At 64.6% G+C, this 13726-nt stretch carries 13 protein-coding genes; all 13 read right to left on the reverse strand.

The genetic code is table 11. From position 1 onward, the window contains the following. Nucleotides 1-29: 29 nt before the first annotated feature. Nucleotides 30-815, reverse strand: a complete 786-nt coding sequence (locus tag V5279_RS26500) for an aldo/keto reductase (RefSeq protein WP_338689481.1) — start codon at nt 813-815, stop codon at nt 30-32. Nucleotides 816-885: 70 nt separating this feature from the next. Beyond that, a complete protein-coding gene (locus V5279_RS26505) occupies nt 886-2235 on the reverse strand; it encodes a cytochrome-c peroxidase (protein WP_338689483.1) in 1350 nt (449 codons plus the stop codon). A gap of 24 nt (nt 2236-2259) precedes the next feature. Continuing rightward, the gene (locus V5279_RS26510) at nt 2260-3966 is read right to left on the reverse strand and encodes an alkaline phosphatase family protein (RefSeq protein WP_338689485.1); all 1707 of its coding nucleotides are present in this window, start codon (nt 3964-3966) and stop codon (nt 2260-2262) included. Between the two features lie 222 nt (nt 3967-4188). After that, nucleotides 4189-4449 (reverse strand): hypothetical protein, encoded by a 261-nt coding sequence (locus tag V5279_RS26515; RefSeq protein ID WP_338689487.1) that lies wholly within the window; start codon nt 4447-4449, stop codon nt 4189-4191. A 4-nt stretch (nt 4450-4453) separates the two neighbouring features. After that, the gene (locus V5279_RS26520) at nt 4454-4747 is read right to left on the reverse strand and encodes a YrhB domain-containing protein (protein WP_338689489.1); all 294 of its coding nucleotides are present in this window, start codon (nt 4745-4747) and stop codon (nt 4454-4456) included. Between the two features lie 36 nt (nt 4748-4783). Continuing rightward, the gene (locus V5279_RS26525; protein ID WP_338689491.1) at nt 4784-5668 is read right to left on the reverse strand and encodes an alpha/beta hydrolase; all 885 of its coding nucleotides are present in this window, start codon (nt 5666-5668) and stop codon (nt 4784-4786) included. Nucleotides 5669-5697: 29 nt separating this feature from the next. Continuing rightward, a complete protein-coding gene (hydA, locus tag V5279_RS26530) occupies nt 5698-7110 on the reverse strand; it encodes a dihydropyrimidinase (protein ID WP_338689493.1) in 1413 nt (470 codons plus the stop codon). After that, the gene (locus V5279_RS26535; protein WP_338689495.1) at nt 7110-7874 is read right to left on the reverse strand and encodes an aspartate/glutamate racemase family protein; all 765 of its coding nucleotides are present in this window, start codon (nt 7872-7874) and stop codon (nt 7110-7112) included. Before V5279_RS26535 ends, hydA begins: the two co-directional genes overlap by 1 nt. After that, nucleotides 7871-8674 carry a GntR family transcriptional regulator gene (locus V5279_RS26540; RefSeq protein WP_338689497.1) on the reverse strand — a complete coding sequence of 268 codons (804 nt, stop codon included), beginning with the start codon at nt 8672-8674 and terminating at the stop codon, nt 7871-7873. Before V5279_RS26540 ends, V5279_RS26535 begins: the two co-directional genes overlap by 4 nt. Next, nucleotides 8671-9465 (reverse strand): maleate cis-trans isomerase family protein, encoded by a 795-nt coding sequence (locus tag V5279_RS26545; RefSeq protein WP_338689499.1) that lies wholly within the window; start codon nt 9463-9465, stop codon nt 8671-8673. The genes V5279_RS26540 and V5279_RS26545 overlap by 4 nt, the downstream gene beginning before the upstream one ends. Nucleotides 9466-9619: 154 nt before the next feature. Continuing rightward, nucleotides 9620-10924: an MFS transporter gene (locus V5279_RS26550; RefSeq protein WP_338689501.1), complete on the reverse strand. Its 1305-nt coding sequence runs from the start codon at nt 10922-10924 to the stop codon at nt 9620-9622. A gap of 836 nt (nt 10925-11760) precedes the next feature. Continuing rightward, nucleotides 11761-12081 (reverse strand): helix-turn-helix domain-containing protein, encoded by a 321-nt coding sequence (locus tag V5279_RS26555; RefSeq protein WP_175619304.1) that lies wholly within the window; start codon nt 12079-12081, stop codon nt 11761-11763. 147 nt (nt 12082-12228) lie between these two features. Next, nucleotides 12229-13650 (reverse strand): magnesium transporter, encoded by a 1422-nt coding sequence (mgtE, locus tag V5279_RS26560; protein WP_166297001.1) that lies wholly within the window; start codon nt 13648-13650, stop codon nt 12229-12231. Between the last annotated feature and the right edge of the window lie 76 nt (nt 13651-13726).

A 13726-nucleotide genomic window follows, 5' to 3' on the forward strand; every position in this document is an offset into this window, starting at 1 on the left:
GGGCAAGCCGCCCATGCGCAATGCGCCGATCATCGCGCGTTGCCGCTGCCCATCGCCGAAATCTCGCGCATGTCTTCATCCGACAATTCGAAATCGAGGATGTCGATGTTTTCCTGGAGCCGCTCGAGCTTCGAGGTGCGCGGGATCGCGGACACATTCTGTTGCAGCAGCCAGCGCAGGCAGACCTGGGCAGCGGACTTGCGATAGCGGTCGCCGATCCGCCCCAGCGCACGGTCGCCCTTGACCCGCCCCTTCGCGATCGGGCTGTAGGCGACGAAGCCCATGCCATGGCGCGCGCAGGCTGAGATCACGTCGGTCTGGTCGAGATAGGGATGGTACTCGGACTGGTCGCAGGCGAGCGGCTCGGGGCACGCCGCCACCGCCTCCTCGATCAGCGCCACGCTGAAGTTCGACACGCCGATATGCCGCGCCAGTCCCGCCTGCTTGACCCGCGCCAGCGCGCCGAGCGTCTCGGCCAGCGGCACATGCGGATTGGGCCAGTGCAGCAGCAGCAGGTCGACCTCGGTCAGGCGCAGCCGCGCGAGGCTCTCCCTGGCGGAGCGCTCGAGATCCTTCGCCATGAAATGCGTGGTCCAGACCTTGGTGGTCACGAACACATCGTCCCGCTTGATGCCGGAGGCGCGCAGTCCCTCGCCCACCTCGCGCTCATTGTCATAGATCTGGGCGGTGTCGAAGTGGCGATAACCGAGCCGCAGCGCCTGCTCGACGATGCGCGCGCAGACCCGCCCACGCAATTCCCACGTGCCGAGCCCGATCGCGGGGATCATGACGCCGTTGCCTTCGACAACATTCATGCGGCCATTATGCGCGCATGACGACAGCCTGCCAACTCACCTATCGGTTCCGCAGGTCGGTCGCGACGGCTTACCGCTCCACCTGGTAGCCGTCGGTCAACGTCTTCAGGAAGGCGATGATGTCGGCTTCCTCCTGCGCCGTCATCGCCGGCGTGTCGCCCAAATGGCGCTCGAACGGCGGATCGCTGACGTCGACATTGCCGTGGTATTTCTCCGGCAGGTCGTCGTATTTCCGCACCGCCCCATTGGCCGCACGCGGATACACCTTCTCCGGATTGGTATCGCGGAAATTATAGAAATCGAGCACCTGCTCGAGGCTCGTAAAGACGCCGTTGTGGAAGAACGCGCGGCGCCTTGCGGTGTTGCGCAAGGTGGGCGTCAGAAACATCCCGCAATATTGCGTCTGCTCGGCGACGTCGGTGCGCTGCGGACCGCAGACCCCGAGGTCGAAATAATTGGCATCGGCGTTGCCGGCGAGCGCGGCATTGCGCGGCGCGCCGAGCGCCTCATACTGATGGTCGGTGAACAGCGGCGGGAGGCCGTCACGGGTCGGCGCCGAAGTATGGCACCCGGCGCAATTGGCCTTTTCCGGATCGTTGAACAATTGCAGGCCGTGCAGCTCGGTCTCGCTCAGCCGCGCCTTGCCCTCCAGCCAGTAGTCGAACTTGCTGGTGTAGGGATGGAAGCTCACCTCCTCCACCTGATAGCGCGCCACCGCGAACATCGCCTCCGCGACCAGGAGCCGCCTGTTGTCGAAGATGCCGGCGCCGAACAGCTCGACGAAGCGCTTGGCGTAGGGCTCGCGGCGCAGCTTGTCGGCCACGATGTCGAGGCTGCCACCATCCATCTCATTGGGGTCGAGCAGCGGCATGATCGCCTGATCCTGCAGCGTGTCGGCGCGGCCGTCCCAGAACAGGCCGCCCTGCGGCACGATGTTCGCTGCCGACGCGGCGGTCGCGGTCGCGGTCTTCTTCGCGCGCGCGGTCTGCTGGCCGAGCGCCGCCATCTGCGCGAGGTCGACGACGTTGTCGTCCTCGTCCTTCTCGGGGCCGATGCTGAAATTCGGGTGACGTTCGAGATAGGTCAGCGACGGAACGGCGCGCGCGCCCTGCCGCTGCAGCGTGCGGCCGCCGAGCATCACCGGGCCATCGTTGGGCGGGCCGTAGGCGTGGTCGGGGCTGTGGCAGGAGGCGCAGGACAGCGCGCCCGACGAAGACAGCGACGCGTCGTAGAAGATCTCGCGACCGAGTTGCGCCATCGCCGAGAGCGGCGCGACCGGCGGGCGCACGAGCCGGACCGGATTGGGATTGGCTCCCGGAAGCTGGCTTGCGTCCGGAAGCTGCTGCGTCCCCACCGCAGCGACAGCGCCGGCCATGCAAAGCAGGCCGGCGCCGAGGAGCCACAAAGTGCGGCCGTTCATCTGACGTCCCGTCGTCCGAGCGCGTTAGTGATGATGGTGGTCGTCGGGCGGGCTGACGATCACGGTGCCGCTGGTCGGATCGAGGAACAGCGCATCCTGCCGATCGTCATGGTCATGGTCGTGGTCGTGACCGCGGCCGTGATCGAAATCGAACATGTCCGCGATCGATTCGACGCTGTCGTCGAACGCGCCGCCGCCAAGACGCTGGCCGTGCAGCCAGTTGTCTTCGATGAAGCGAACCACGGAGGCCTGCGAGATGCGGGTGTGGCTGACGAAGTTCCTCTTGGCGAAGGGCGAGATCACCAGGAACGGGACGCGGGTGCCCGGTCCGCAGCGGCCGTTCACCGGCTTGCCGTCGAGGCCCTTCGGCTGCGTCTGCTTGCCGATACCGCGGCCGCACTGGCCGGGACCGTTGATCTGATCGGCGGTCGGATCATACGAGGCGCTGGTCGGCGCAACGTACTGGTGGTCGTACCAGCCGTCGGAGTCGTCATAGGTGATGATGACCGCCGTCTCGCCCCACTCCTTCTGCTTCTGCAGGAAGTTGATCAGCTCGACATTGCCGGCCTGCTCGTCGAGCGGATCGGAGTTGCCGGGATGACCGTCCTGATAGGCCGGCATCTTGATGTAGGAGACGGCCGGGAAGTTGCCGGCTTTCACCGAGGCGTAGAAGTCGTCGAGATCGTAGGCGTGATTGGCCGGATCGACGGTCTTGCTGCCGGGAACGTAGGTGTGGCCAACGGCGTTCACCGAGCTCGGCCGCGCATGGGTCGGGTTGGCGGTCGACTTGTAGTACTGGAACCAGGCGTGGTGCGGGATGTAGTCCACGATGGTGCCGTTGACGTTGCTCGAGAAGGTGCTGCGGCCGCAGTTGGTGGTGCCGTTGGTGTTCTTGAGCGTCAGGTCGAAGCCGCCCATGAAGCTGCCCCAGCTGATCTGCTCGGCATTGAGCAGGTCGCCGATGTTCTTGCTGGTCATCAAGACCTGGCTGGTCGTGCTCGAGCAGGAGTCGTAGGCAGGATCGGTATCACCGATCAACGTCAGGCCGCCCTGGCCATCGGCGATCGACGATGACGTGCCGACGATGTTCTGCGCACCGTTGGTCTGACCGGAAACCACCTCGAGCGCGCCGGGCGTCGACGGACCAAAGGTGTCGGTCCAGTGATTGTCGCTCATCGCGAAGTTCTGGGCGTAATTCCAGAACGCGGTGACGGTGTTGCCGTCGAAATAACCCATCACCTGCCCGTTGGTACCGAAGGCGCCGACGCCGCCGGCAGTGCCGCGACCGGTGAATTCCGGAAACAGGTCGTCCTTGCCGTTGTCGACCGCCTGCTGCTCGGGCGTGTAGGAGTGGTTCTGCGAGCGCGTGTTAGCCTGGGTGCGGTCGAGGCGGAACGGATTGGTCGCGCCGGTGCCGTTGGCCGGATTGGTGTTCGGGTTGTTGGTCAACAGATTGGCGTTGGCGAGGTTGTTCACCTTCGGCGTATGCGGCTTGGCAACGAACGGAATCGAGCCCGACGGATTCGCCGCCTTCGGGTAGGTCGCGAAGTAATGATCGAACGAACGGTTCTCGTTGAAGATGACCACGAGATGCTTGATCGGCGTGGCCGTGTGGATGTCATGCGGATGACGATGATCGCGGTCGTGATCGTCTTGCGCCGCCGGAGCGCTGCTCGCGATCGCCGCGGCGACCACACAGAATCCGACCGTTGAAAGGAATTTCGCCTTCACTTCTTGCCCCATTTTTTAAGGATTTATGACGTCGACATGCGACACATTAGCCAGCGCGCGTAACAGCTCTGTGTCGGTTTTGCGATTGCCGCATCATCGCGACATAATCGTCCCGCGTTCGATTCACGCGGCGGTTGCAGCGCGCCCGAACGGATATTGAATCGATGTCATTGAAGCGATCGCTGCGTCGATGACGCCGGCAAGCACGATCGTCAGATCAATTCATTTGAACGACTTGATATCGTCATATCCATAGAATTTTGGGTTAGCCAAAATTTGATTGACCAGCGACTCCGCCTGGCTCTCCAGGTCAAGCTGCGTCAAAATCTCAATCGTCTTCGATCGATCCGCCGCATGGACCGCCTTGTCCCATTCCGCCAGCCGCCCGGAAACGACGATCCGTTCGTTCAACGTCATGCCAGCGTATGGTGATTGCATATTCCGGCTCCGCGGACGCAACTCGTCGACGTCATAGGAAACCACATGGTTATCCGCGTTCTTTCAGTTTCCCTTCGTACTCCGCCAATATGATTTCGAGCGGAGCGGCGCTTCCAAAAAAATCGACTTCGCCAGTCGCCTTGTTGACGAACACGGGACCATTCCCGGCCAAACGATGCATAAAGATGCCCGTCTCAAGAAACTCCTTAGACTGGTAGAAGAAAATCCATCCAAAGGGCTTCTCGATAGTGGAGCTCTCCACGACGACGTACTGAACATCGTCAGGCGATCTCAGCTCCAGCTGCTTCGAAACGAGTTCGAGTGCTTCTGATATTCGCAGCATAACTTTGCCTCGGCCATCTCGTTGGATACTCGATCCCTAATCCTTCATCCCCGTGATCGACGCACTCACTGCTCGGGGATCGCGCTGCGGCCAGCGGCCGCTTTCGACTTGTGCCAGGAATTCGCCGACGATCCGGTTGTATTCGTCGGGCTCCTCGATGTTGATGGCGTGGCCGCAGTTCGGCATCACCGCAAGCGCGGCCAACGGGATGCTCTGCTTCATCAGGATGCCCGGCATGAGGCACGGCCAATCTTCGTCGCCGGTGATGATCAGCGTCGGCACATTGATGCGCTTCATCTCGTCGACCAGCGTATAGAGCGAGGGACGCTCCTTCTGCACGCCCTGCTGGGTGTTGGCCGATCCCACCGCCGAGTGTTCGGCCAGCATGGCCTTGAACTCGGCGTGGCCGCGCGGATCCTTGTTCTCATACTGCACGCGGGTCGGCCCGTAGGCGTAGCGCTCGGCGAAGGCCGGCATGCCCTCTTTCCGGATCACGCCCGCGATGATGTCGGCCTCGGCACGAAACGTCTCGCGCTTGTCGAGCTCGGCGCCATAACCGCAGCCGCCGATACACAGCGACAGCGCCCGCGTCGGATGGCGCAGTCCGAAATGCAAGGTCGCGAAGCCGCCCATCGAGAGACCCACGATATGCGCCTTCGGCGCGCCGATGTGATCGAGCACGGCCAGAATATCGTCGGCGGCGCGCGCCTGCGAGTAGGACGCGACCTGCTCCGGCACGTCAGACGGTGGAAAGCCGCGCGCATTGTAGGCAATGGTGCGGAAGCGCTTGCCGAAATGCCGCATCTGCGGCTCGTAGCTGCGCAAATCACCGGCGAACTCATGCACCAGGATCAATGGATGGCCCGATCCGGTCTCCTCGAAATAGAGGCGGACGCCGTCATCAGTTGTTGCGTAGGGCATGGTGGTCTCCTGCCTTCTTGCTTTGGGTGTTATGGGATGGTTGCTCCCGCCGGCGGCTTGGCGCGCGGCAAATAGGTGCCGTGATCCTTGCTGCCGACAAGGGTGCCGTCATCGACGACGACCTTGCCGCGCACCATGGTCAGCACCGGCCAGCCGGTGACCTCGAGCCCTTCATAGGGGGTGTAGTCTGCGCCGTCATGAATCAGCTCATGGCGGATCGTCACCTTGCGCTTGGGGTCCCACAGCGCGATATCGGCATCCGAGCCGACCGCGATCGTGCCCTTGCGTGGATAGAGGCCGTAGATCTTGGCATGGTTGGTGGCGCTGAAGGCAACGAAGCTGTTGAGGTCGATCCGGCCCTTCACCACGCCCTCGGAAAACAGGATCGGCAGCCGCGTCGCGACGCCGGGGATGCCGTTCGGCACCCAGCGGAAGCTGGTGCGCCCTTTCGGCGCGAGCTTGCCTTGCGGGTCGTCGTAGCGGAACGGGCAATGATCCGACGAGAACACCGAGAACACTTTCTGCTGCAGGCCTTCCCAGCACGCCTTCTGGCTCGCGAGGTCGCGCGGCGGCGGCGAGCAGACGTATTTTGCGCCTTCCATGTTGAGCTGATCGAGATCCTTCTCGGTCAGCATGAGATATTGCGGACAGGTTTCGCCCATCACACGCAAGCCCCGCTGCTGCGCGCGCCGGATTTCCTCCATCGCCTCGCGGTTCGACACATGCACGATCATGATCGGCACATCGACCAGCTCGGACAGCGAGATCGCGCGATGGGTGGCCTCGCGCTCGACCGGGATCGGCCGCGAGGTCGCGTGGAAGCGCGGCGCGGTGTTGCCAGCGCGCTCCAGCCGGTCGGTGAGAAAGCGGATGGCGTCGAAATTCTCCGCATGCACCATCAGCATCGCGCCGGTCTCGCGCGCCACCGACATGGTTTCGAGCAGCTCGCGATCCGATAGCGCCAGCCCCTCATAGGTCATGAAGACTTTCAGCGATGTATAGCCGTCCTCGACCAGCGCCGGCAGCTCCTGGCCCAGCACATGCTCGGTCGGATCGGTGACGATGAGATGGAAGGCGACGTCGACATGGCATTCGCCCTCGGCCAGCGCATGGTAGTACTTGAGCGCCTCGCGCAGCGTCTGGCCCTTCTCCTGCAGACAGAACGGCAGCACGGTGGTGTTGCCGCCGAACGCCGCCGAGCGCGTGCCGCTGGCAAAGCCGTCGGCCATCACGATGCCCTCGCCGGAGGGCTGGGCGAAATGGACGTGGCTGTCGATGCCGCCGGGCAGCACCAGCCGGTCGGTGGCGTCGATGATCTCGGTCGCAGCGCCGAGATCATGACCGAGCGCGGTGATCTTGCCGTCGCGGATGCCGACGTCACAGGCGAAGGTGTCGGCGGCGGTGACGACGGTGCCGCCGCGGATGATGGTGTCGAAGGACATCAGCGCGTCCCCTCCTTCGGTGAGCGGTGTTCGATGATTGCGGCAAGCGGCTCGGCGAGCCCAAGCGTCGGCTTGGGATCGGGACGGCGGTAGGTGCCGGCGACCGCCTTGCGCGGCTTCAGCACAGCAAGCGTCTCGGCCTGGCGCACCGCGGCCGCAACCGGATCGACCACCGGCACCAGAATGCGGTCGCGGACTTTTGCGGCCAGCCCGGCCAGCGGCGCGCCAGACAGAATCACGACGTCGGCCTTGTCCTGCTCTACCGCCTGGTTGGCGAGCGCGACCAGCAGCTCTTCCTTCTCGGCCTGTACCTCCGAGATCGACTGGAAGCTTCCATCGAGCGCGCGGATCCCGGCGCAGCGAGAGCTCAGCCCATGCATGGCGACGCATTCCTCGTACCAGGGTGCCAGCGCGCCGGCGAAAGTCACGATGGCAAACCGCCGGCCAAGCATGCAGGCGGTGAGCATCGCGGCTTCCGCGAGGCCGACGACGGGAAACGCAAACAGCTCGCGCGCGCCGAACAGGCCGGGATCGCCGAATGCGGCGATGATTGCGGCGTCGATGCCGGGGCCGGCCTCGGCCAGCATCTCCAGCGCGATCGCGCCGCCGATCTGCGCCTCGGCGCGGGTCGCGATATAAGGCACGCCGCGCGCGGCGGTGACCGGCACCAGCTCGGTACCTTCAGACGCCACCTTGCTGCCGGCGGCATGCAGAAGATCGGTCACCGCTGCCGTCGTGTTGGGATTGAGCAGCAGGATCTTCATGGCGCAACTTTCCTCGTCTTGCGGCCGCGTGGCTTCGCGGGTGCGTCCGGCACGGCCGCGTCTTCCGGCGTATTGTCCAGCGTTTCGGCGACGATCTCGCCGGTGCGGCGGACGTGATGCGCCAGCATCTGCCCGGCACGGGCCGCATCGCGGCGCTTAAGCGCGGCCAGAATCTCCTGGTGCTCGCGCACCGATTCATCCCAGCGACCGAGCACCGACAGCGCAAAGAAGCGCGCGCGCTCGGCCCGCGCCAGCAGCGCCTCATGGGTTGCCTTCAGCACCGCATTGCGGGCGAAGCCGACAATCGCGGAATGGATCTGCTGGTTGACCTGGAAATAGTCGCGCAGCTCGCCGCGGCCGTGGTGCCACTCGATCTTGTCCTGCAGCTCCTCGAGCCGTTCGAAGTCGGCGCCCTCCATGCGCAAAGCGGCGAGCTCGGCGGCGCAGCGCTCGATGCCGCTGACGGCTTCGAACAATTCGGTCAGCTCGGCGCGGCGGAACGGCGCCACCACGGCGCTGTGGTTGAGCCGCAGTTCGACCAGGCCTTCGCTCGCCAATTGCTTCAGCGCCTCGCGCAGCGGGGTGCGCGAAATGCCGAGCGCGTCGGACAGGTCCGCTTCGCCCAGCGATTGCCCCGGCGCCAGCTCGCCGCGCACGATCATGGTGCGCAGCCGCGCCGCCGCCTGCTCATGCAGCCCGACCCGCGGCACGCGCAGGCGGCGCCGTTGCAGCGCGGTCATCGCGCGCTTGGGTTCCTTGTTGCGTCTGGTCGCCCTGACTTCGGTCTTGGCTTCAGTCACCGCTTGCCTTCATTTTCATGATTGGAGATCGCATCCTCGATCTGGATCGCGGTCGCCGCGCGCAGATCGGGGTTCGAGAACAGGCTGCCCCAGCTGCGCACGCGCGACGGATCGCAGGCGGCAGCTGCGAGGCATGCCCACAGCGTCACCGCAATCGAATCCAGCACGGGCACGCCAAATCGCCGCTCCAACCGCTCGGCGGCGCCGGCGCCGCGCATGTTGGTGCAGAGCACGACCGCGGCATCGCAGCCCTCGCGGATCACCTCCTCGATCAGGCCTGCGACCGCGGCCTCGCTGACCTCGGCAAAGGAGAAATTGTCCTGCAAGGCGAGATGCCGTTCGGCAAAGCAATGCAGCCCTTCCGAATTCCAGTTGGCGATGATCCGGTCCTGCACATCGCTGCGATACGGCGTCACCAGCCCGATGCGTTTGGCGCCGATCCGCCGCAGCAGCTCGCGATAGGCCAGCACCGTGGTGCAGGCTTTGATGCCGGTCGCGGCGGTGATCTGCTCGCACAGGCTCTCGTCGCGATCGAAGCCGAGCCAGCTTGCCGAGGTGCCGTTCCAGGCGATGACGTCGACCTTGGCATGGGCGAGCAATTCTGCTGCGCGCAAAATCTCGGTGGCGTCGAACTGGCGCAGTGCCGCCTCCGACAGCGCGATCTCGGTCACCTTGAAGCGCGAAAAATGCACCGAGACGTCGTCGATCCCAGCGAGCATCGCGCAGGTGATCGGCTCGAGTGCGGTGTTCGACGACGGCGTCAGCATGCCGAGCCGGATAGGACGTGTCATGGACGGGCCTCATCAAGCGGCCGAACCCAACGTGGATTCGGCCGTATCCGTTCTAGAGCCTCTTCCGTTCCGATTGAATCGGAATGGGGCTCTAGATACTTTTTTTGACGCGTTTTCTTCACGCGAACCGGTATCCACTTCGTTCGAAAACGCTCTAGACCGGGAGCTTGCGGCTGTAATCGATCAGGGTCGAGCAGATCAACAGCGCAATGCCCGCGGCGGCGAAATACATCAGGGCCAGGAAGTAGGAGCCGGTGGCCTGCACGATGAAGCCGACAATCAACGGCGTCGTGATGCCGGCGATGTTGCCGCCGAGATTCATGCAGCCGCCGAGGAAGCCGGACTTGCCGCGGCCGGCCAGCGCCGAGGGGATCGCCCAGTACATGCCGCACCAGCGCAGGAAGAACAGCGTCGTCGACAGCAGCACCACGACCACAACGGGATTGGTGACGTAGGCGACGAGGAAGATCGAGATGGTCGCCATGATCGCTGCGATGCCGAACAGGGTGCGGAACACGGTGTTCGGCGCCCCGCCCCGCTCCCGCCAGCCATCGCCGATCCAGCCGCCGACCAGTTCGCCGACGAAGCCTGCGAAGAAGATGATGAAGGAGGCGCCGCCCAGCGCCTTGATGTCGAAGCCGTGCACCTTGAACAGGTAGGTCGGCATCCAGGTCAGCAGGCCGTAGAAGGTGGTGTTGAAGAACATCCACCCAAGGCACATGCACCACACCGAGCGAAAGCGGAAATAGGCCACCCAGCTGGCGCCCGACGCGGCCGGCGTCGCCGCGTCCTCGATCGCATGCGCCGCTTCGAGATAGCGCGCCTCGGCCTCATTGACCGACGGATGCTCACGCGGCGCGTTCCGGATGTAGTACCAGGCCCACAGCCCGCACAGCATGGTGCCGACACCCGCGACGACGAAGGCGACGCGCCAGGAGCTGAACGCTGCCATCAGCCAAGCAATCACGATCGAGCCGAGCGCAGCGCCCAGCGGCGCGCCGCCGTCCAGCAGAGTGGCCCCGCGGCCGCGCTCGGTCTGCGTCATCCAGATCGCGTTGAGCTTGCCGCCGGCCGGATAGATCGGCGCTTCCGATGCGCCAAGCCCGAGCCGGGTCAACAGCAGCAGCATCCAACTGGTGGACAGCGCCGCCAGCGCCTGGAAGAAGCCCCAGAATAGCGTCGCCAGAGCGATCACGATGCGCGGCTTGAAGCGGTCGGCGAGCATGCCGCCGGGCACCTGCATCAGCGCGTAGGTCCAGAAGAACGAGCTCAGGATCAGGCCCTGCATCGCCGGATCGATGTCGAACTCCTTGGCGATGACCGGCATCGCGACCGAGAGCGAGGCGCGATCGATATAGTTGATCGAGATCAGGAACAGCATCAGCAGGAAGATCTTCCAGCGCACGCCGGAAGGCTTCGCCGTATCTGCCATTGCGATGGTGGACACCTGATCGCTCATTGCTCGCTCCTCTGCCGGCAGATTGTTGTGTGCCCCTGGCACGACCCTCGTCATCGAAGGTCATCGGCCTCTCCTGCCCCGCGCAAAGTCTGCTTCGAGCCGCGCGAGGCGACAAGCATATTTTGTATTCTGCATGCAATTATCTACAATGTGTTGATATAACTACATATTATTATATTGTCGTACTGCGATTGAGCAGCCGGTGATGAGGGATTGGGCGCGAGCCTCTTCGTTTTTTCCGAATTTACTCTTGACGTGGACCCCAACTCACCGGTCTAATGCCGCCGTCTCACCCGATTGAGGGGCGCTCGCGATCGTCACGAACGTTGCGGTGAGATGCGGTGGACGCCGATTGCGCAACTGACGAGGACGCAAGAGGCGGACGGCGAAGTCGTGCAGGCCTGACGCCCTAGTGGCAGGTGTCCTCTCGCAAAACGCGAACGCGTGTTGCGAAGGCGGTGACAAAAAAGCCCAGTCTCGCCGGGGCGAGCACGTATGAGCCGTAAAACCATCGCGCAGGAAAAGCCGGAGTTCCCGGTTACACCTGTGGTCCTACCCCTGTGCTTTTTTGTTGCACAGGGCCCATGGGTGCGATCGGCGCCCGGCTTTCCCTGCGCCCTATTCAAGAGAGGGCGGAACGAAAGAAGCAAGACTCGGACAATCATGTCGCGAGAACGCGAAACTGCATCCGCACTACATCTGTCATCGCCCGGCTCGACCGGGCGATCCAGTACGCCGCGGCCTCGCGGCTCAACAACCGGTGCCTCTGGAATACTGGATCACCCGCATGCGCGGGTGATGACACCGGGGATGGGGCGATGGCGTCTTGTGGCGGACTATGCCGCCGTCGGCTCGCTCGACAGCGCGGCGAACACCGTCTCCGGCGAATGGGCGATCACGGCGAGCAGCGCGCGGGCGGGGCCGCGCGGGGCGCGCTTGCCCTGCTCCCAGTTGCGGATGGTTTCCACGGGCACACCGAGCTTGGCGGCGAATTCGAGCTGGGTGAGTTGGGCGCGGCGGCGCAGATCCCGCACGGCCGGTTGCGTGGCCGAGGGCTGCATCGCCGGCACCGCCGGGTGTGCGGGCACGAGCGGGATTTCCTGTCCGTCGCGCAGTTCGACGATCCGTCCGTCCGCCTTGAGCCGCAAGCGCTGCATGATGGCCCCCGTAATGGCCCCCGTGGAGATGCGAGCATCATCCGCCAACCCCGTTAAGGCGCGATTAACGATAAACCGGCCCGCTGGCCCCCGGCTAACAGCATGATCTTTTCGGAAAACCGCTTCGCACTTTTCCGGATCATGCTCCTATTTCAGCCCGAACCACAGCGTGGCGATGCCGAGGAACGAGAAGAAGCCGACCACGTCGGTGACAGTGGTGACGAAGGTGCCGGAGGCGACCGCGGGGTCGGCCCGCACCCGATCCAGCACGATCGGAATCAGGATGCCGCCGAGCGCGCCGGCGACCAGGTTGCAGATGATCGCAAGCCCGATCACGAGGCCGAGACCAGGGATCTTGAACCAGGCCACCGCCGCGATGCCGGTGATCACGGCAAAGGCGAGGCCATTGACGAGACCGACCATGGTCTCGCGCAAGACGACGCGCATCGCGTTGGCCGAACCGAGCTCGCGGGTGGCGAGCGCGCGCACCGCGACCGTCATGGTCTGGGTCGCGGCATTGCCGCCCTGGCTCGCCACGATCGGCGCCAGCACCGCGAGCGCCACCATCTTCTCGAGCTGGCCCTCGAACAGGCCGAGCACCGACGAGGCCAGGAACGCGGTGGCGAGATTGACCAAGAGCCAGTTGAAGCGGCCGCGGGCGATGGTCCAGACCGTGTCGGACAGCTCTTCCGGATGGGTGACGCCGCCCAGCGCCTTGAGGTCCTCGTCGGCCTCCTCCTCGATCACGTCGACGACGTCGTCGATGGTGATGACGCCGACCAGCCGGTCGACGGTGTCGACCACGGGCGCTGCGACCAGATTGTACTTGCCGAACATCCGCGCGACCTCTTCCTGGTCCTCCAGCGCGGAGACGCGGCGACGGTCCTCGTCGATCAGGTCCTTGACCGCGACCGGGCGGCGCGTGCGCAGCAGCACGTCGAGCGGCACGGCGCCGAGCAAGTGCTTGTCGGCGTCGACGACATAGATCTCGTAGAAGCGGTCCGGCAGATCGGGCGTGTCGCGCATGTAGTCGATCGCTTGCCCGACATTCCAGTCCGGTGGCACCGCGATGAACTCAGTCTGCATCCGCCGGCCGGCGGAATTCTCCGGGTACAGCAGGCTGCGCTCGATGTCCTCGCGCTCGGCCGCCGGCAGCTTCTCCAGGATCTCTTCCTGGTCCTCCTCGTCGAGGCTTTCCAGGAGCTCGACGGCGTCATCGGATTCGAGCTCGCGGACGCCCTCCGCCACCGTCTCCGGCTCGAGCTCCTCGAGGATCTCCTCGCGGACGGTCTCGTCGACCTCGTTGAGCGCCGAGAAGTCGAAATCCGTGCCGGTGATCTCGACCAGGGTGACGCGGTCGTCCGGCTCCAGCGCCGCGATCAGGTCGCCGAGATCGGCCTCGTGCAGTTCCGCGACCACTTCGCACAGCAGCGGTCGGTCCGCGGCGTGAATGGCCCGGGTGACCTCCGCGACGAATTCGGGGCGCAGCTCGCCCTCCTCGTCCCGCATCGGCATCCGGGCCAGCGGGTCGGTCTCGGCGGGTTCGGCAACGTCGAAATTCTCGGCCATGCCGTGTTTCGCCGGTTTGACAGGAGGGGAAAAACTGCTCTGATGAGTGCGGAACGGATTACCTAATCGGCGGTGC

This window comes from Bradyrhizobium sp. 26S5 (genome assembly GCF_036923295.1).
GTDB lineage: Bacteria > Pseudomonadota > Alphaproteobacteria > Rhizobiales > Xanthobacteraceae > Bradyrhizobium > Bradyrhizobium septentrionale.